The following is an 18,821-nucleotide window of genomic DNA, read 5'->3' on the forward strand; positions in this document are numbered from 1 at the left end:
CTTTCAGTTGCACCAATTGACTCAGTCGAGATTATTCTTGGTCTGTTCGTCAGGGCTCCCGCCCACAGTGGTTGTCAAACCAAGGCGTTCTGCAGCCATTCCGGCACCGGAAAAGGCTGCTTTTGCTGTATAGTCCAGCGCTTTTCCCACCAGGTACCCGACACCTCCACCAACCACGACGGAGCCTGTGCCAGACAGGATTCGGTTCAAAGCATCAGGATGATTCGCACGTATGGCCGCATGTTTTTCTGGTGGCCCCAGTAGCATTAATGGACTTGTGATGGCACTACTGCAACCCAGACCACAGAGCGCCCCTGCGTAGGTACACGCCTGGACAATATGAGAATCCTGCTGAATGAATGGAGTGATACCAAGGTGATTCATATACGTGGATACGGTATCACGAATTTTCACAGAAGCATGCCAGAAGGCGGTACAACCGTGATAGACCCCTTTCCCGATGAGGTTTCCCGCAAAGCCATAAGCGCCCGCATATAAGGCGCGATTCAGAAAATTGTCATCGACCGCGAAGCGGGCTGTATGAAAGCCAAAAGCCAGCCCTGTCATGGTACCAGCCAAAGCCAGAGAATCCTTCATTACTGAGGCAGGAACAATAATGTTGTTCGTTGAGCCTGTACCAGAGTTGATATCCATTGTTAAGTCCCTCTCAGATATAAGAACGTGACGTTTTACGGAAGGCGACCATGTAGATACTCAAGCCAGGAAAAAGTTCCTGCTGGCAGGTTTTGACGGGTTGTCGTGCCTCCGCACTCCGTTCGTCCTGAGCCTGTCGAAGGGCGGAAACTCCGGACTCTGATAGATCGCGCTAAGCACCCTTCGACTCCGCTCAGGGTGAACGGAGATGGTACACATCAAACTCATTGAAACCATGAACTAGAGGGCTTTGTGCACAAACAGGTGGCTGTCTACCTGTTCAGCGACCAGTGGCTATCGATCTAAGACATTCAGCCGCTATTCTGACACCGGAAAAGGCGGCTTTTGCCGTATAGTCCAGCGTTTTTCCCACCAGATATCCGACACCGGCACCGAGCATTACCGAGCCTGGGCCAGACTTGATTCGGTCCATAACATCAGGAGGAGGCCAGCAAGGAGGAGGCTCATAATTGCGGCCCCAGTGCCCACGTCTTTCAATTTCTATTGCCTCTTCTGACAGAATCAGTAATGGAGCTTCGAGGGCACTACTGCAACACAGGCCATACCACGCTCCTGCGCAGGTAAATGCCTGGACAATATGAGAATCCTGACTGAAGGGGGTAAAACCAAGGTTATTCATACACGTGGATACGGTAGCACGAATAACCTCAGAGCCTTTCCAGAAGGCGGCACAACCGTGATAGGCATTTTGTGCAATAAGGTATCCAGCAGTGCCACAACCGCCCAAATATGCGCGATGAGTCAGCACATTGTCGTCGTCCGAGGACATAGATACAAAAGAGCCAAAAGCAAGCCCTGACAGGGTACCTGCCACAGACAAAGTATCCTTGATTACAGAGGTAGAAATAACAAAGTCGGTTGTCGAACCTGCACCTGAATTGGTATTCACAGTTGAGCCGCTATCCCGGGCAATATGAGAATCCTGACTGGTGGGGGTAACATCAGGGTTATTGATATGTGTGGATACTGTATCAGGAATTTCCACAGCTCGTTGCCAGAAGGCGGCACAACTGTGATAGGCAGTTTTGGCGATGAGGTGCCCCGCAACGCTGCAAGCGCCCATATATAAGGCGCGATTCCGAAAACTGTCGTCGTTCGGGAGGCGGGTTACAAGAAAGCCGAAAGCAAGCCCTGACAGGGTACCTGCCAAGGTCAGGGCATCCTTCGCTACAGAGGAAGAAATAACAACATTGGTCGTCGAACCTGCGCCTGAGTCGATATTCATAGTTAAGCCGCTATCGATGGAAGAATCTAACGTTTAACGTGAGGTAACCCTGTAGATGCCCAAGCCAGCAAAAAGTTCCTGCTGGCAGGTAATGAGGGAATTTTCGGCACATTCACGACCACACCCGTGCCGTTCAGACATTACGGGGGTTGGTACGCAACACGTGGCTGTGTTTGCAAAATGGAAATTTTTATTCTCGGCCAGCTTCCTGGAAATGAGTTTCTGTTTCAGTTCCATCAGGTGATCTTTGCCGTACCATTTCTGCGGAACGGCTCAGCAGGATTTCTTCAGCAGACTCTGAATGCTGATGGATTCTCCCTGAGCTACCCGAGGCAACCTCAGGGCTCTCGCTCACAGTGGTTTTCAATCCAAGACGATCAGCAGCCATTTTGGCACCGGAAATGGCTGCCTTTGCGGTAAGGTCCAGCCCTTTCCCCAATAGATATCCAACACCCCCACCTAACATGGCCGAGCTTGTGCCAGCCATCAGAACCCGGGCAGCGTAAAAGGTGTTGTCAATGTAAGGATCAGGAGGTGCTGACGGATCGACAAGGTTCCGGGCTGGTCGCTGCCGCAAGGGGCTGTACCTCAAGCCTAAGTAAGCTCCTGCGTAGGTTGATGCTTTGACAATGTGAGATTCCTCATTGAAAGGGGTAATGGGCAGATTAGTCATAAGCGTGGTTACGGAATCATGTACAGCCACAGCTGAGTTCCAGAGGGCGGCAACACCGTGATGGACACTTTCAGCTAACAGGTATCCCGTGGCGCCAACAACGCCAGCAAGACAGGCGCGATTCAGATAGTTGTCGCCAGCATAAGTAGAGACACCATAGCCCAAAAAAAACGATAGAGTGGTAACTCCCGTAACCACAATATCAGCGAATTCAGAAGTGTTATTCACGCCATTGGCATTGGCATTGGTGCCAGCACCTGGGTTGACATTCATTGTTGAGCATATCCTTGATTAAAAAATGGGTATTTAACGTAATTTAACCACTTGGATGTTCAAGCCAGAAAAAAGTTCCTGTAGACAGGTAATAAAAAGGCCTTTTCAGCACCAGCGGTAAAGACCAGGAGCGAATCAGCCAATTCGCCCCTGGTAAAAACGAAACCCGGTTCAATCAAGTGCCAATCACCCCGCCATCATCTTTGGTAATCAGCACAGTACTCGACCGGGGCCGTGTAATTCCATCACTGGCCGGAAAGCTGATGGCCGGATGCTGGATATTAACCCACATGGCTTTGCCATCAGGCGTGGTGGTCACACCAGTGATTTCACACCCTCTCGGGCCAGTCAGAAAGCGTTTCACTTCTGCGGTGACCGGATCGCAGCAGAGCATCTGATTGGTGCCCATATTGCTGTTGCGTTCCTCATCGTCACCGTAATCGGTCTGAATCCAGAGGCGGCCCTGATAGTCAAACCAGATACCATCCGGCGAAGAGAAAATATCACCCTTGATATCTCCCACGAAGTGTTCAGGTACCGGGCTGCCATCCGCCAGTGTCGCGCCAGGGCGGTCACCGGCCAGCAGGAACATCTCCCAGTTGAAATGGGTGGCCGTGGGATCAGCGTTTGCCTCGGTAAAACGAACAATCTGACCATGGCGGTTATCTTCCCGGGGATTGGCGGCATTGGTATGCTGATCCTCTTTTTGGCCCCGGTGCTTATTATTGGTCAGCGTGACATAGACTTCCCGGGTCTGCGGATGCACGGCAACCCATTCCGGGCGGTCCATGGTTGTGGCCCCCAGAATATCCGCAGCACGACGGGCGTGTACCAGCACATCGGCCTGACTGGTAAAACCATTGCGACGGGTCAGGCCGTTGTGGCCAAACACCAGTGGCCGCCACTCACCACGGCCATCATCATGGAACACCGCCACATAAAGAGTGCCATGATCCAGAATATCCCGGTTGGCCGCTGGATTACCGGGTTTATAGGCCTGATCCGGCACAAACTTATACACGTATTCGCCGCGGGTATCGTCGCCAAAATAGAATGCCATACGACCATCATCACCCAGCGAAAGTGTTGAACACTCTCTGACCAGTCGTCCCATGGAGGTGCGCTTTTTCGGGGTGCTGTCCGGTGAAAAAGGGTCAATTTCCACTACCCAGCCAAAACGGTTGGGTTCGTTAACATAACCGCCATGAGGGGCATGGTGATCAGGTGTCGCATTAAAACGGGGTTCTACTGACTCCCAGGCATAGTATTTACTGTTCTTGTCCTGGGCCACACCATACCGCTGGTGGGCTGGGCGTTGCTGATAATCTTCAGCATCACGGTTAACAAAGTAGTTCTTCCAGTTCTCTTCACAGGTGAGATAAGTCCCCCAGGGTGTTACGCCCATGGCGCAGTTATTCAAAGTGCCCAGCACCTCAAGACCAGCAGGGTCTGCCACGGTTTTCAGAAAATCAGTACCGGCCACTTCACCGGTCAGATCCATGGGGGTAAACCCGGTGATCCTGCGGTTATAGCGGGAATCCTTGACTTGCTGCCAGTGACCATCGGACTGCTTGCGAACTTCGATAATACTGACACCGTGGGCCGCCATCTCCTTCTTCACTTCATGCGCCGGGCGCTGTTTAAATCCCTGCGGGTTTTCAGTGATGGTCAGACCGTTGGGGTGAAGCGTAGGATTAATGTACTCATGATTCATGACCAGCAGGCCATGGTCGTCCGGCTGGTCCGCAAATGGGAAGAACCAGATCCCATCGTGATTCTGGCCTGCCTGCTTCATCTGCTCCCGCCAGCTGTTGCTGCCATCTGGCCGCCAGGGTCTGGCACCTTTCTCTACCGGGTCACCCCATGAAAAAAAGACGCTGGCCGTATAGCCTTCAGGCACATTGATGGCATCGAACATGGGGTCCTGCTCAATGGGAATGGGCTTGAATCCGATGTCCGCCCGCCGCAGGTTTCCAACAGTACTGCCACCCAGAGCATTATGACTCTGCCCGGTCGTGCCCATACAGCCAGCCAGAAAGCCTGCCATGGCCAGACCCAGGCCACCTTTCATAAAGTTCCGCCGACTTTTTTCTACCACGTCATCCAGGGTACTGTTGCCAGAGAAGTTATCTGGCTGATCATCCAGCGACTCCAGCTGTTCATGAAAATCACGATGGTTCTGTAACTTTGAAGATCCGGCTTCCATGATTATCCCTCATCGTTAAGTAAACACACTGTTATTGAAAGAATGATTTGCTGAGAGATTAGGCGATGACTGTTACAGATTTATTGCTATCAAGTTTCAATTAGATGAAAAAAGCTCTGCAAGAAAACGGAGCAAATTGTGGAGAGAAAGTCAGCCGAAACGGTTGCTACCTATCCGGGAAAGACAGATAGCATCAGGCTATTTCAGGAAGGTACTACTTCAAATTTTATCTCAGCATCTTTTTCCAGCCGCTCAATAAGCCGATCACCAAATAACGTGGATGTTGTCCAGAAACCGCCCTCCCTCCCGCTCTTCTGCTGCTTATCGTGGAAGTCCAGGGCCAATCCTGCAGCCACCTGCCCCAGCATTCTGGCGGTAGAGCCATACCCCGGATCGCCCTGGCCAACAACACGGGTGCGAATTTCCTGGCCATCTGCTGTTTTGCCCAGAAAGCGAATATCATAAAACCCGGTTTTCTGGGCTTCGGGAGAAGGTCCCTCACCCGGTTTGGGCAACACAAATCGCTCCATAAACCAGCGGGTTGGCTTAATCACCATGGACAGCATAAACAGACCCAGTCCGCCAACCAGGGCGGAAGACTGTAAACGACCTTTAAAACCAGCCCCCATCAGCATGGCTTCGCTGTACCTGAAATCCCTGCCATAAGGAAATTCAGCCAATGCATTGGAACGAAGGACCACCCGGGAATTAATGCCAGCCATAATGAAAGGTGCCAGCCACGCCCCAAAGCCGGAATCATACGTCGGTGTTTTAACAACTTCCTGTCTGGCCTTCAAGCTTTCATTGTCAGGGCAGAGCAGATAAGGGTTGGCCAACTGTCGGCGTAATGCCGGGTTGTTTGCCGCCTCACGGGTGAGGTTAGTTATACTGGCCAGCGTGCCACCGGATATACCACCTCTGGCGGCTTTCACCCGCATGCTGATATCTGAACAGAATGAACCCAAAACTTCCCTGGCTTTTTTCTGGGTAAAGTACACGCCCAAATCAGAAGGTATTGAGTCAAAGCCACTGCAATGAACAATGCGTGCACCGCTGTTGCGTGCCGTTTCCTCATACCGGTCCAACATCTGTCGGATCCATTGCACCTCTCCGGTCAGGTCGCAATAATCAGTACCACTTTCTGCACAAGTCTTGACCAGTGATTCGCCGTAAAGTGCATAAGGTCCCACTGTCGAAACAATGACCCGGGTTTGCTGGCACAATGCTTTCAATGAAGTCTCATCAGCAGCGTCAGCCAGCAGCACAGGTAGCTCAGGCTGTTGTAAGTTCTGCTTTAATTGAGCCAGTTTCGCTTGAGAGCGCCCTGCTATCGCCCAGTTAAGGCGTTCCTGGTCATTGTCGTTAAATCTATCAACCAGGTACTGGCAAAGTAGTTGTCCAACGAAGCTGGTCGCCCCGAATACAATCACATCAAATTGATTATTCATAAACTCAGGAGATCTCTGTACTTTGTCGTTTTTATAAGAGACATACAGCCTACAGAATTGAGTATAAAAATGGAAAAGATAAAAGAGATATAGTCAAGGACCATCCACTCGATAACGCCGGACAGATTATCATTTTGAACTTATGAGCCATGAATGGGTCTCTTTATGATCATTTAAATCAAACTAAAATAGTTGGTTGACTTTATGAATCCAGGTTTTCCTCACGAGACAAGCAGTATTTATTACCCGACAAGCTCCGCACCAAAGCAAACAGCTTATGGTCAATCTGCTACCAATGGCCCAGATCCAAACGGAGCCGTTCAACATGAACGGATTAAAATCACCAGAACCATTCGAACAGAAGGCCTGAAGCCCGATCTGCATTGCTTTCATTCAAAACAACCTTCAAGCAACCCCTTACAACCCGGTAGAGTTAGAGCTGACTATGCACACCAGCCATATTTTAATCAGCAGCCCCTGAACTACCCGGCAACCAACCACTACAGTAACACCTCCATGACCTCAGCCAGCCAGCCCATACCAGCCCATCAGATTACTCGCTCTGACAGCCATCTGGACAAGGTACAATGTAACCAGGTGCTGGCAAAACCCACAACAGATCTACAAACACAAAACGAAATTACTGACCTCCTGAGTGAGATTTGTGACCAAGCATCCGTTCCACCACAAAATCAAATGGGCAAGACCGGCTCATCCTTTACGACATACCAGCCTGCGAACATTTATGCCAGTCATTCTATTTATCCGGGCACGCGGTTTTCAGACACGAAAGAGTCAGCCTTCTGGCACTTTTCGCAGGGCAATCAAGCCTTTCATACTTCGTATCCTGGATTCAGAGCAGGCGAAAATGCCAGTATCATGGGCTACGGACAGCAGCCCCTCACACCAACAATCGCACAATCAGAAAACTTTATACCAAGCCCTCTCCTTTCATCACCAAGAAAGCGTCTGCAAAATCAGGACTTGAGTCATCAGGCAAAATTAGGTGCGTTTACTCCCACAAAACCTTATCTCAACACCACGGCTTACAACAGCAATTCAACCACAAAATCAAATGGTGCCAATTACCAAAACTTATTTACTGCGAACCAAATGAACCATTGGATGTACTCAAACGAACTGCAATGTTTTGCAAATACCCAGCCTGCTTACTCAGCGGCCAGTAGTGATTATTTCCAGCAGCAAATGGCTCAGACCGCAGCCTACAAAAGCTATATGACGCAAAACCTCCCAACACCACATGTACAAAATCTTGCCGCCAGACCTTTACCTCCCGGGCAGTCAACAAGGCCTGAGCACTCGGCAAACAGTTATCCTGTTCCGGTTTCGGTTTCGTCACGTTCCGCTGATCAACCAGGCTCATCATCCCTGATTGCTCCCGCGGACAAATCAGCACCACAAGATTCCAATACTTTGCAACAAAGCACGGATTACCCTGATACCCAGACCAAAAATACCAGTAAAGAAACACACACCCCCCCGTCACCGGAAAGTAAAGCATCTGATGACAGTAGCAATGAGGTTGATTTTAATTGGCAAGCTCCTGAGTTTCAGAGGGAGTCTGACGAGATTGTGTCATTAATCCACGGGACCGAAAATCTATTGGGTATACAAAAACTGGATTTGCCCTGGATTACCACCGCACAGGCATTAATTATTGCCGCAGATGCCATTGACGGCAACATAACCGAAGCCACGATGCATATATTGCGATTAGGCCTTTTAATGGACCAGCCAAATGAGCCAGACAATCCACTTGAGGATGTCAACCCGGAGATGGCCAAGCTAGTCAATGACTGGTATGAGCAAAGCGAAGAAGACAAAATAGAATCTGAATACTTTGAATTGCTGAATGCCATTAATCGATATAGACGAACGAAAGGTGAACCAGCATTGCAGGAAAGCACTTCTTGTAGCAGCGTTCTTGAAATAGCTAATGAAATATTACAGTCTGAAAGGAACGCAATGAGTAGTGATTCTTTACCACCAAAGCGTGACAGAGCCTTCCTGCCTGAATACATCCAAACTGCCTTAAAATACATTCAAGGTGATAAGGAGTAGAAAAAGTTTTTGAAAACAAAAGAAGGAAATATGGCGGTGAGGGAGGGATTCGAACCCTCGATACGGCTACAAACCGTATACTCCCTTAGCAGGGGAGCGCCTTCAGCCTCTCGGCCACCTCACCGGGAACGATGGCTATGTTACCCTGAGCGCCTTGAAAAGCAAGTTTTTTTTAACCAGGGAATTTTTTAGCCATCTTCCAAAGCCTCAGGTATGTGCTGTTTCCTGCCCCGAAGTTGCAGGAATCTTACAGACTAAAACAGTACTGAAATTTGAATCAGCATCACGATCTTTTTGCTCATTGAAGCAGTAGATAAATAAATGATCACCGTCGGGGCTAAACTTGACCATTCCAACGCGATGATCCAGTACTATCTTGTCTTTTTCAACCCATTTGCCGTCAGCATCAATACCCCAAAGCTGCACAAGGCCTGGCTGGCGCTGGTCGTTACTGTCTAGTTTGTTGCCGTAGGTCAGAAAATGATTTTCCGGACCATTAAAACGCACTCCTTCGATCCCGTAGACACCAAGATTCGAGGTCGAGTTCGTCTGCGCCAGCTTGATCCACTCACCATTCGTTTCACGCCCGAGAATACTGGCGGTGCCCAAACTAGTGCTATAGGCAAGGTTCCCTGAATGGGAAAACTGGGCATCAAGAATATGATCTGAATGTTTAACCACCAGTTGTTTATGCAGATTTCCCTGACTGTCCAGGCCCTGAATTTTGAGATTCCCTCTAAGATCAAGGGTCAGTACACTGTCCTCCTGAGCGTTGAAGGCAGCATGGGAAATCCCCATCTGATAATTACCTGCCCTTGCTTTCTCAACAAGATTACCCGCCCCATCATCACCCCAAATGCAGGCAAATTCCGAATCAAAGCCATAGCTCAACATCAGGTCCTCTGAGGGGCTGAAGATGATGTCGCTACTGCCTGGGTGCTCTAGGGTTTGAGCTTTACCCGGCCTGCGGCAGTCGAGGACTTTATAGATGACATTGGTCGGTCTGCAGATGATTTCGCTGCCGCTGCCCTCTGGTTTATAAAGACTTGCCCGTAACATACGCCCGGAGGGACTGAATCGTGCATAGGCACAATTCTGCATTTCAGTTTGTACTACCCAGGCACCGTCATCATTGTAGCCAGAAATCAAGGCGTTACGATCTTTATCAACAGTCAACGTGTGTTGGCCGGAGGCATTAATGGACGCATAATCTACGCTTCCCTCATGCTCGTTGAGGTGATTTAACCTACCTTCAGGATGAATGATTTCCCCAATCTGCAACCAATTGCCATCAGCATCGCATCCCACAAAGACTTCCTCGTTACCCTCGGTCAAGATCAGGGCATGCCGCTCATCATCACTGAACTGGACGCTTAAAATCTTGCTGTTACACTCAATGGTCTTTATTTTCTCCAGACACTTGTTCTGATCATCACAGTTCCAAAAGGTCGCTGTTCTGTCCTCGCACGTCAGTATACAATTGCTCCTGGCCCCGAAGCATATTTGAACAGAATCCTTCATCGGCCAGTGACGGATCTCTTTATTCTGGGTCAGAGGGGTCCAACGGCCATTGATATCCTCCCCCCATACGCTGATTTTACCGGTTTGAACATCCCTGGTTATGATCTTGTCCTGCAAAGGGCTGCAGTCTGGCATCTCTTTAGGGCTTTCTTCATTTCCGGGGGTGCGATCAAACGCCACCTCATCCTGGCCAGGATCAATATCTTTACTCTTACTCACCAGGACACTGCCATCGTGGTTGTCTCTCAGGATTGTGAGCCCCCCCGACTCGTTGTCGTAACGCAAGACAGCGTTAGGAGCCAGGGAATGCCATTTGTGTTCATCCAGCCATTTGCCATCCGTACCCGGTCGCCAGATGCCAAGGCGATAATCGTCCCTGGAGCAGCCATGGATAACCAGGCCTTGATCCTCTGGGCTGAAACTGGCATCAAAAACACCGTAATTAAAGCTGAACTGAGCTGTTAATCGCAGGTAATCTCTCTGGCAGTGGAAGATATCTTCCACCATTGGGTCAATTGTGTCCGGCTGCCTGTTATTGACAGCAACATCCGGTAACTGTCCATGCTGTTGCATTGCACCGGACAAACCATCTTTTGATGACTGCTGCATCATGGAAACAGGCAGCTCGGCAATCTTGCGTTGATCGGTAGTAGTGGTGATACCCGGTTCAGGTGGTAGATCTGGTGTCAACTGTTTCAGCGATGGTGTCTGATCCGATGCAGGGACTTTCTCGATGCATTTATTAAAGGCCTCCGCTGCCCCATGCAGTTTTTTCAGATCATCAAGTGTCTGAAGCCCACCGGCTTCTGATCTGGCCGCTGGCACACTGATTGCTGTTGTTGGATGCATGATAAATAACTCCGGTCGTATTGACAAAAAGGGGACTAATCAATGAGGCGATGAGTCAGAAACACCCTTTTTTTTGACTGTCTGACCATTCAGCTTCTGAACTGTAGATCAGCGCATTTGACAAAAGTTCCTGCTTTAAGAGATTTTTTTAATTCAGGGTCATGATACCAATCATGCCGTCTGGGAGGCTGACCGAGAATAGCGCCCGTCTAGGCGACTAGGCGACCCCGTAGCGAGGATGGCAGAAAATTGAGGATAAAAAGTCGGAAATTTTTAGTGAATAGTGGTTCTATTTGCTAAAAATTTCCGACTTTTTAGACCAATTTGCTGCCACCGCACGACTGCATGGATGCAGGAGCTAGAACAACGCAGGAGCAGTTGCCGCGTAGGGCAGTCTATTCTCGGCCAGCCTCCTAACCCGGATATTTCATAAACTGCCCCGAATCTCGCGCAGGACTTTGTCGCTCTAAGGGATTTTGTGAGGGAGCACCGTACCGGGGAGTACGGTCGACTGAGCAAAACTCCCTTAGAGCGGCAAAGGACAAGCGAGATCGGGAGCACGTTTATGAAATATCCGGGCTAAGTCCCGTGATGAGCAGAATAGCCCCTTAAGACATCGCGTTGCGAACAATCATTCGATACCATTTGACCAAATACAGATACAAAAAAGCCTGACAAACTTTCAGGCTTTTTTGAAACTGTCTGCCGGGATTAACAAGGTTCCCTTAATCAAATCAGAGATATAAACGACAGTTTAATAGTTATCAGTAAGACTCGTAAGATTCAGACTCGTATCCGGACTCGTAACCTTCATCTTCTTCATAAGAGCGACCAGTTCCTCCTTTCTTGTGCTCTTTTTCTTTTTGAATTCTCTGGTAAATTTCTTCCCGATGAACTGCAACCTCTTTTGGTGCGTTAACACCGATACGAACCTGGTTACCTTTAACACCCAGAACAGTGACAGTGACCTCGTCCCCTACCATCAGTGTCTCTCCTACGCGGCGAGTCAGAATCAGCATTTCAATCTCCTTATTTACATCTCTGTTAAGTCAACAACCGTCAATTCTGAGCACGCTGGTGCATTGGTTAGAAGCTGATGATATCACCCAGAATGATCGCGTGAAATTACACGACACCAACCCCAGTACAGACATTATTTCACCTTAAAATTGCCTGACCTTTAAACTGCTTTAGTACTCAGTTCAAAGTAATGAAGTATATGTCAGCTCAACCGTTCATGCTTAAGAATTATTCAGCAAACCCAGTCTAGTCACCAAGTTCAGGATTTCCATTCGTATTTCTACCTGCCGGAAATGGTTTTTGGGCTTGATAACTCTACGCGCTTTACTTTTGACTGCTTTTGAATACCTGTTGCTCTTTCCACCCTTGCAATTTCAGGTGGGTTTGGAGCAGAAGAGCCCCCTTACGAGGCTCACGATTTTATTTATATTGACGTTTTAGACCCCATTATCTTCCATTGGTTCCCTGTCCAGCTGAAAAGCCGAGTGGAGCGCCCGAACAGCGAGCTCCAGGTATTTCTCTGCAATGATAACGGAAACCTTGATTTCGGACGTTGAGATGATCTGGATGTTAATCCCTTCAGCCGCCAGCGCTTCAAACATCTTGGTGGCTACCCCCGCATGGGAGCGCATGCCAACGCCGACAATGGAAACCTTGGCGATTTTCATATCACCGTGGTATTCAAGGGCTTCAAGCTCTTTAACAATCTGCTCAACCACCACTTTTGCCCGCTCATAATCATTACGATGAACGGTAAAGGTGAAATCGGTGGTTTTGTCCTCAGCCGTATTCTGGACAATCATATCCACTTCAATATTGGCCCGGCTGACCGGCCCCAGAATCCGGGATGCCACACCGGGAATATCGGGCACGCCCTTAATGGTCAGCTTGGCTTCATCTCGGTTGAATGCGATGCCGGAAACTACCGGTGATTCCATGGCGATACCCTCATCCAGTGTAATCAGTGTTCCAGGGCCATCCTGGAAGGTGTGCAGAACTCTCAGGTTAACATTGTATTTGCCAGCAAACTCGACAGCCCTGATCTGCAGGACCTTGGAGCCCAGACTGGCCATTTCCAGCATTTCTTCAAAGGTGATCTTGTCCAGCCGACGGGCTCCCTCAACCACTCGCGGGTCAGTGGTGTAAACACCATCGACATCCGTGTATATCTGGCATTCATCAGCCTTCAGGGCCGCTGCCAGGGCTACTGCCGTGGTATCCGAACCTCCCCGCCCCAGGGTGGTGATATTATTTTCTTCGTCACGCCCCTGGAAACCGGCCACCACAACCACGCGCCCCAACTCCAGGTCCCTGACGATACGCTCGGTATCAATGCGCTGGATGCGGGCCTTGGTGTGGACACTGTCAGTAACAATAGCTACCTGACTACCGGTATAGGACGTCGCAGGGCAGCCCCGCTCATTCAGGGCCATACTCAAAAGACCGATGGTCACCTGCTCGCCCGTCGAGAGGATAACATCCATCTCCCGTGGCGTCGGCTGTGACTGCATGGATCGGGCAAGCTCCACCAGCCGGTTGGTTTCACCACTCATGGCGGAAACCACAACGACCACGTCGTGCCCCTGTTCGCGGAACCCTTTGACCTTATCAGCAACACCCTGAATGCGTTCAGTGGTGCCTACTGAGGTGCCGCCAAATTTCTGTACTATTAGCGCCATTTTATTCGTTCTACTTCAATCAGCCATGACCCGGAGGCTGACCGGGAATAGAGCGCCTTACTGCGAACACTATTCCCGGACAGCCTCCTGATGATCAAGCTTCCCTGTACCAGCTTCCTGCTGCAACAGCCCAACATAATTTACAGAATACAGACATTCAGAAGCCGGACAGCAAAAGCTGCCATCTCTATCATTCAGTGGATGGCAAAATGTACCATGAATCCCCTCCGGGGTGTATGCCTCAAAGCAATAAAAAACGGGCTGACCCATAGAGGCTGACTTGTCAGAATAGCTAACCATCCTGACAAAACCGCTTACAACTGCGCTTCCAACCACCCTTTAATAGACGACAACGCTTTTTCAAGATTCTCTGGCTGAGAACCGCCACCCTGGGCAAAATCAGGACGACCACCGCCTTTGCCACCCAGCTGCTCAGCCACCATCTTCAGCAGATCACCCGCCTTGACACGTCCGGTCAGATCTTTGGTCACACCGGCAGCCAGAGGCACCTTGCCATCCGCTTTGGTGGCCAGGAAAACGATACCAGAGCCCAGTTTGTTCTTCAGCTGGTCAACCATGTCGCGCAATGATTTGGGGTCAACACCCTCAAGCTCCGTCGCCAGCAGCTTAACGCCATTTACCTCAACCGCCTGAGACACCAGGTCAGAACTGCCAGCGCTGGCCAGCTTCTGCTTCAGCTGCTGCAGCTCTTTTTCCAGGCTCTTGCTCTGGGTAACCAGCGCCTGCAATTTGGCGTCGAGACTTTCCGGTTTGGCTTTCAGCACACGACAAGCGTTGTTCAGCTCGGCAAAGCGCGTCTGCACAAAAGCTTCAGCACCCGCACCGGTCACCGCTTCGATACGACGCACACCGGCGGCAATGCCACTTTCCGCAACAATTCGGAACGCACCAATATCACCGGTGCGACTGGCGTGAATACCGCCACACAGTTCGATGGAGAAGTTGTCGGTGCCCATGGTCAGTACTCGCACTTCGTCCGCGTACTTTTCACCAAACAATGCCATGGCTCCCTTTGCCCTGGCTGCGTCCATATCCATAAGTTCAGTCTGTACCGGAGTGTTGGCACGGATCTGTTCATTCACCAGCGCTTCTATGACCTTTAACTCTTCCGGCTTCACCGCTTCAAGGTGAGAGAAGTCAAAGCGCAGACGCTCCGGATCAACCAGAGAACCTTTCTGGGTTACATGATCACCCAGCACCTGTCTCAGGGCCGCATGCAGCAGGTGAGTTGCCGAGTGATTCAGTGAGGTAGCATGACGCTTGTCAGCATCAACATCAGCGGCTACTTCATCGCCAGACTTCAGTTCACCGGATACCACTTCGACAATATGGAGGTGGTGATCACCCTGCTTCCGAGTATCCACAACACGTACAGAACCGGTGGCAAAATTCAGCAGGCCGGTATCACCCACCTGGCCGCCAGACTCCGCATAGAATGGCGTCTGTTCCAGAATAACCGTTGCCTGCAGGCCTTCATTGATCTGTTCTACCTGCTCACCACCCACAAACAGGGAGTGAACGCGAGCCTGACCCGCCGTGTTCTCATAGCCGGTAAAAGCAGTTGAGCCTTCGATCACCAACTGGTCATTGTAATCAACACCAAACTTGCTGGATGCACGGGCACGCTCACGCTGAGCTTCCAGTGCCTGTTCAAAACCCTCAATATCCACTGTCAGCTTACGCTCACGGGCAATGTCTTCCGTCAGATCCACCGGGAAGCCGTAGGTATCATACAGCGTGAACAGGGTTTCACCGGAGATCACATCCCCCTGCCCGCTGGCCTGCAGAGCAGCAATGCTCTCTTCCAGCAGTTTCATCCCTTTATCCAGGGTACGGGTAAACTGTTCCTCTTCCTGCAGCAGAACCCGCTCGATGTGCTCCTGGTTCTTCGCCAGATCCGGATAAGCGTCACCCATCACCTGCACCAGTGACCCCACCAGCTTATAAAAGAAGGATTCTTTGGCCCCCAGTTTGTGGCCATGACGGCAGGCACGACGGATAATCCGGCGCAGCGTGTAGCCCCGGCCTTCATTGGAGGGCATAACGCCATCACTGATCAGGAAACTGCAGGAACGGATATGGTCAGCAATAACCCGCAGGGACGCTTCCGTGGTGGCAACGCCACCGATAATATCAGAAGCATCGTTCAGCAGAGACTGGAACAGATCAATCTCGTAGTTGCTGTTGACATGCTGCATCACTGCGGCAATTCGCTCCAGGCCCATGCCGGTATCAACCGATGGCCTGGGCAGTGGTTGCATGTCACCGTCGGCCTGACGGTTGTACTGCATAAATACGATATTCCAGATTTCAATAAAGCGATCACCGTCTTCTTCTGGCGTACCCGGACGACCACCCCAGATATGGTCACCGTGATCATAGAAAATTTCGGTACAGGGGCCACAGGGGCCAGTATCACCCATCTGCCAGAAGTTATCGGAAGCGTAAGGCGCTCCCTTGTTGTCGCCAATGCGGATAATATCCTCCGCTGCAATACCAATGTCGTTTAACCAGATATTGTAGGCTTCATCGTCAGAGGCATAGATGGTGACGCAAAGACGCTCTTTAGGCAGTTTCAGCGTGCCGGTCAGAAAGTTCCAGGCAAAGTGCATCGCTTCTTTCTTGAAGTAATCGCCAAAGCTGAAATTACCCAGCATTTCAAAGAAGGTGTGGTGACGGGCGGTATAACCGACGTTATCCAGGTCATTGTGTTTGCCCCCGGCACGTACACACTTCTGGGAAGTGGTGGCACGGTTGTAGTCACGCTGCTCACGCCCCAGGAAAGTGTCTTTGAACTGGTTCATCCCGGCATTGGTAAACAGCAGGGTTGGGTCGTCATGGGGTACCAGAGAGCTACTGGCAACCACTTCATGGCCGTTTTCCCTGAAGTATTCCAGAAAAGCAGAACGTATTTCGTTAGTCTTCATATACAGTTCCCACCGGGGGAGTTATCTCTTGTCAGCCATGAGCGGAAAAGGCCGCTCACTCCCAAACACAAAAATGGCAGCGCAATCACAATGAGCAGCCTTTTCACAGTAAATTTACGCAAACCGGGGATTATATAGGAATGGTGGGAAAAAATGATCACTTCACCCCATCATTAACAGGCTTTTTACCGGGCTTTTTTCACTGATGGCCTAATGAGCAGCAGAGCGGTACTGCTTAAGTATGTGCAGAGAGCGCGAATCCTCCTCCCTTCGCTGGCCTTTGCGTGCCCATAAATAGCGGTCACAATAGACTTGAACCAGGGCCTCCATCAGCTGACGATTGGTGTTTTCACCCAACTCGCCCAGTGCTCTTGCTGCCACTTCAGCGGTACACAAGTACTGCTCCTGACGATTACGTCGGAGACGGTAGATGGATGGCTCTTCAGGCTGCAAGCTCAGTAAATTCAAACCATGCAACCAGGGGCTTTGACGATACATTTTCCTGGCCTGTTGCCAGGTTGCATCAATGATAATGAAGGCAACCTTACGTTCACTCCCGGAATTATAATGCCACTGCCTGTTATGAAGAAGAGAAAGCGGAGTATATCTGGCTCATGGAGAAGCCGCGCTGGGCCAGAAAGCGGGTCTGCCGGGCTCTTTCTTTATGGTCCCGGGGTACAGAGGCACCAAACTTTCGCTCTTTTACCGCTTTTGCCAGTTCATCCCAGTGATCGTCCTGCTCCAGCAGGTATTGACCGATCAACTCGCTATCAACTCCTTTCTGAAACAGTTCCGATTTAATACGAACCGGACCGTAGCCCCGCTGTTGACGACTGTAGACCAAACTTTCAACAAAGCGGTCATCACTTTGCAGCCGCTCTGCCCGCAAGCGGGTAAGCGCGTCTAATACCAGTTCCCGGGGAAAACGGCCCGAGAGTTTTCGGACCAGTTCGGTAAAACCATGTTCCCGCCGGGCCAGTAGATCCATAGCAGCCCGGCGGACATCGTTTACCGATTGAATGACATCAGCAGACATTCAATTACTCAGCCAGCAGCTCGTCCTGCTGTACACTTGCCGCTGCATCGTCGTCACCTTTTTTGCCAGCACTTTTTCCGGCGTCAACTTCGGCTTTTTTTGCAGCGTCCTTCTCTGGAGTGCTCATTAACTCAGCACGGATCTGGGCTTCGATTTCAGCCGCCACTTCCGGATTATCAGAAAGATACTGGGCAGCATTGGCTTTACCCTGGCCAATCTTGGTTCCCTTATAGGCATACCAGGCACCGGATTTGTCCACCAGCTTCAGCTTGACACCCAGATCAATCACTTCGCCCATATGGTAGATGCCCTGACCATACAGAATCTGGAATTCAGCCTGACGGAATGGTGGCGATACCTTGTTCTTCACCACTTTAACGCGGGTTTCGTTACCGATCACCTCATCGCCCTGCTTCACCGAACCGGTACGACGAATATCAAGACGTACAGAAGAGTAAAATTTCAGCGCGTTACCGCCGGTAGTGGTTTCCGGGTTGCCGAACATCACACCGATCTTCATACGGATCTGGTTAATAAAGATGACCATGCAGTTGGTCTGTTTGATGGAACCGGTCAGCTTACGCAGTGCCTGAGACATCAGACGGGCCTGCAGACCAACGTGGGAGTCCCCCATATCACCTTCAATTTCAGCCTTGGGTACCAGGGCAGCGACAGAGTCAACCACGATAACATCCACGGCACCGGAACGAACCAGCATATCGGTAATTTCCAGCGCCTGTTCACCGGTATCCGGCTGGGAGACGTACAGGTCATCCACATTTACACCCAGCTTACCGGCGTACTGTGGGTCCAGGGCATGCTCAGCATCAACAAAGGCACAGGTGGCACCGTGCTTCTGGGCCTGGGCAATAACGCTCAGGGTCAGCGTGGTTTTACCGGAAGATTCAGGGCCGAAGATTTCAATAACACGGCCTTTCGGCAGGCCACCAATGCCCAGGGCAATATCCAGTTGCAGAGAACCGGTAGAAATTGCGGGAATTGCTTCCTGCTTCTGATCCCCCATCCGCATGATGGCACCTTTACCAAACTGTCGGTCAATCTGGCCAAGTGCTGCTGCCAACGCTTTTTTTCTGTTATCATCCATTTTTTCACGCCCTCAGTTCGATTCTGATTTCATCAGGAACAGCTCAATAAGTAATACTGTATATTTAAACAGATACTGGAT

General features: G+C 50.4%; 11 protein-coding genes, 1 tRNA gene and 2 pseudogenes. 1 reads left to right on the top strand and 13 read right to left on the bottom strand.

Features of this window, described 5'->3' with window-relative positions:
* Positions 1–21: 21 nt before the first annotated feature.
* The 5 genes from ACO6UY_RS13380 to ACO6UY_RS13400 form a co-directional block, all read right to left on the bottom strand.
* Positions 22–654, bottom strand: a complete 633-nt coding sequence (locus ACO6UY_RS13380) for a hypothetical protein (protein WP_422467227.1) — start codon at positions 652–654, stop codon at positions 22–24.
* A 280-nt stretch (positions 655–934) separates the two neighbouring features.
* Entirely contained in the window at positions 935–1,900 is a 966-nt protein-coding gene (locus tag ACO6UY_RS13385; RefSeq protein WP_422490223.1) for a hypothetical protein, read from the bottom strand.
* A 190-nt stretch (positions 1,901–2,090) separates the two neighbouring features.
* Entirely contained in the window at positions 2,091–2,846 is a 756-nt protein-coding gene (locus ACO6UY_RS13390; RefSeq protein ID WP_422460183.1) for a hypothetical protein, read from the bottom strand.
* 175 nt (positions 2,847–3,021) lie between these two features.
* Entirely contained in the window at positions 3,022–5,052 is a 2,031-nt protein-coding gene (locus ACO6UY_RS13395; RefSeq protein WP_422490225.1) for a PhoX family protein, read from the bottom strand.
* Positions 5,053–5,255: 203 nt separating this feature from the next.
* A complete protein-coding gene (locus ACO6UY_RS13400; protein ID WP_422490226.1) occupies positions 5,256–6,500 on the bottom strand; it encodes a saccharopine dehydrogenase family protein in 1,245 nt (414 codons plus the stop codon).
* Positions 6,501–6,704: 204 nt separating this feature from the next.
* Between ACO6UY_RS13400 and ACO6UY_RS13405 the strand changes: the two genes are divergently transcribed.
* Complete coding sequence (locus ACO6UY_RS13405) at positions 6,705–8,582, top strand: hypothetical protein (protein ID WP_422445248.1); 1,878 nt, start codon at positions 6,705–6,707, stop codon at positions 8,580–8,582.
* Between the two features lie 31 nt (positions 8,583–8,613).
* On the opposite strand, the gene ACO6UY_RS13410 is transcribed toward ACO6UY_RS13405, so the two are convergent.
* From ACO6UY_RS13410 to recA, 8 genes and pseudogenes are all read right to left on the bottom strand, one after another.
* Positions 8,614–8,706 (bottom strand) — tRNA-Ser (locus ACO6UY_RS13410).
* 83 nt (positions 8,707–8,789) lie between these two features.
* Positions 8,790–10,952 carry a hypothetical protein gene (locus ACO6UY_RS13415; protein WP_422445250.1) on the bottom strand — a complete coding sequence of 721 codons (2,163 nt, stop codon included), beginning with the start codon at positions 10,950–10,952 and terminating at the stop codon, positions 8,790–8,792.
* Positions 10,953–11,806: 854 nt separating this feature from the next.
* Positions 11,807–11,971 (bottom strand): annotated as a pseudogene (csrA, locus tag ACO6UY_RS13420) (carbon storage regulator CsrA); the annotation flags it as partial.
* Positions 11,972–12,409: 438 nt separating this feature from the next.
* Positions 12,410–13,651, bottom strand: coding sequence for an aspartate kinase (locus ACO6UY_RS13425; protein WP_422445252.1), 1,242 nt, complete (start codon positions 13,649–13,651; stop codon positions 12,410–12,412).
* Positions 13,652–13,965: 314 nt separating this feature from the next.
* Positions 13,966–16,599 (bottom strand): alanine--tRNA ligase, encoded by a 2,634-nt coding sequence (gene alaS, locus ACO6UY_RS13430; protein ID WP_422490228.1) that lies wholly within the window; start codon positions 16,597–16,599, stop codon positions 13,966–13,968.
* Positions 16,600–16,809: 210 nt separating this feature from the next.
* A pseudogene (locus tag ACO6UY_RS13435) lies at positions 16,810–17,142 on the bottom strand (DTW domain-containing protein); the annotation flags it as partial.
* Positions 17,143–17,179: 37 nt separating this feature from the next.
* Positions 17,180–17,635 carry a regulatory protein RecX gene (locus tag ACO6UY_RS13440; protein WP_422445256.1) on the bottom strand — a complete coding sequence of 152 codons (456 nt, stop codon included), beginning with the start codon at positions 17,633–17,635 and terminating at the stop codon, positions 17,180–17,182.
* Positions 17,636–17,639: 4 nt separating this feature from the next.
* Entirely contained in the window at positions 17,640–18,740 is a 1,101-nt protein-coding gene (recA, locus tag ACO6UY_RS13445; protein WP_422445258.1) for a recombinase RecA, read from the bottom strand.
* Between the last annotated feature and the right edge of the window lie 81 nt (positions 18,741–18,821).

Source organism: Endozoicomonas sp. ALE010, from assembly GCF_049310165.1.
Lineage (GTDB): Bacteria > Pseudomonadota > Gammaproteobacteria > Pseudomonadales > Endozoicomonadaceae > Endozoicomonas.

Coding starts and splice junctions, on each gene's coding strand:
- ACO6UY_RS13390 (WP_422460183.1), bottom strand. CDS start 2,846: ATGAATGTCAACCCAGGTGCTGGCACCAATGCCAATGCCAATGGCGTG.
- ACO6UY_RS13380 (WP_422467227.1), bottom strand. CDS start 654: ATGGATATCAACTCTGGTACAGGCTCAACGAACAACATTATTGTTCCT.
- ACO6UY_RS13405 (WP_422445248.1), top strand. CDS start 6,705: ATGAATCCAGGTTTTCCTCACGAGACAAGCAGTATTTATTACCCGACA.
- ACO6UY_RS13395 (WP_422490225.1), bottom strand. CDS start 5,052: ATGGAAGCCGGATCTTCAAAGTTACAGAACCATCGTGATTTTCATGAA.
- ACO6UY_RS13440 (WP_422445256.1), bottom strand. CDS start 17,635: ATGTCTGCTGATGTCATTCAATCGGTAAACGATGTCCGCCGGGCTGCT.
- recA (WP_422445258.1), bottom strand. CDS start 18,740: ATGGATGATAACAGAAAAAAAGCGTTGGCAGCAGCACTTGGCCAGATT.
- alaS (WP_422490228.1), bottom strand. CDS start 16,599: ATGAAGACTAACGAAATACGTTCTGCTTTTCTGGAATACTTCAGGGAA.
- ACO6UY_RS13385 (WP_422490223.1), bottom strand. CDS start 1,900: ATGAATATCGACTCAGGCGCAGGTTCGACGACCAATGTTGTTATTTCT.
- ACO6UY_RS13400 (WP_422490226.1), bottom strand. CDS start 6,500: ATGAATAATCAATTTGATGTGATTGTATTCGGGGCGACCAGCTTCGTT.
- ACO6UY_RS13425 (WP_422445252.1), bottom strand. CDS start 13,651: ATGGCGCTAATAGTACAGAAATTTGGCGGCACCTCAGTAGGCACCACT.
- ACO6UY_RS13415 (WP_422445250.1), bottom strand. CDS start 10,952: ATGCATCCAACAACAGCAATCAGTGTGCCAGCGGCCAGATCAGAAGCC.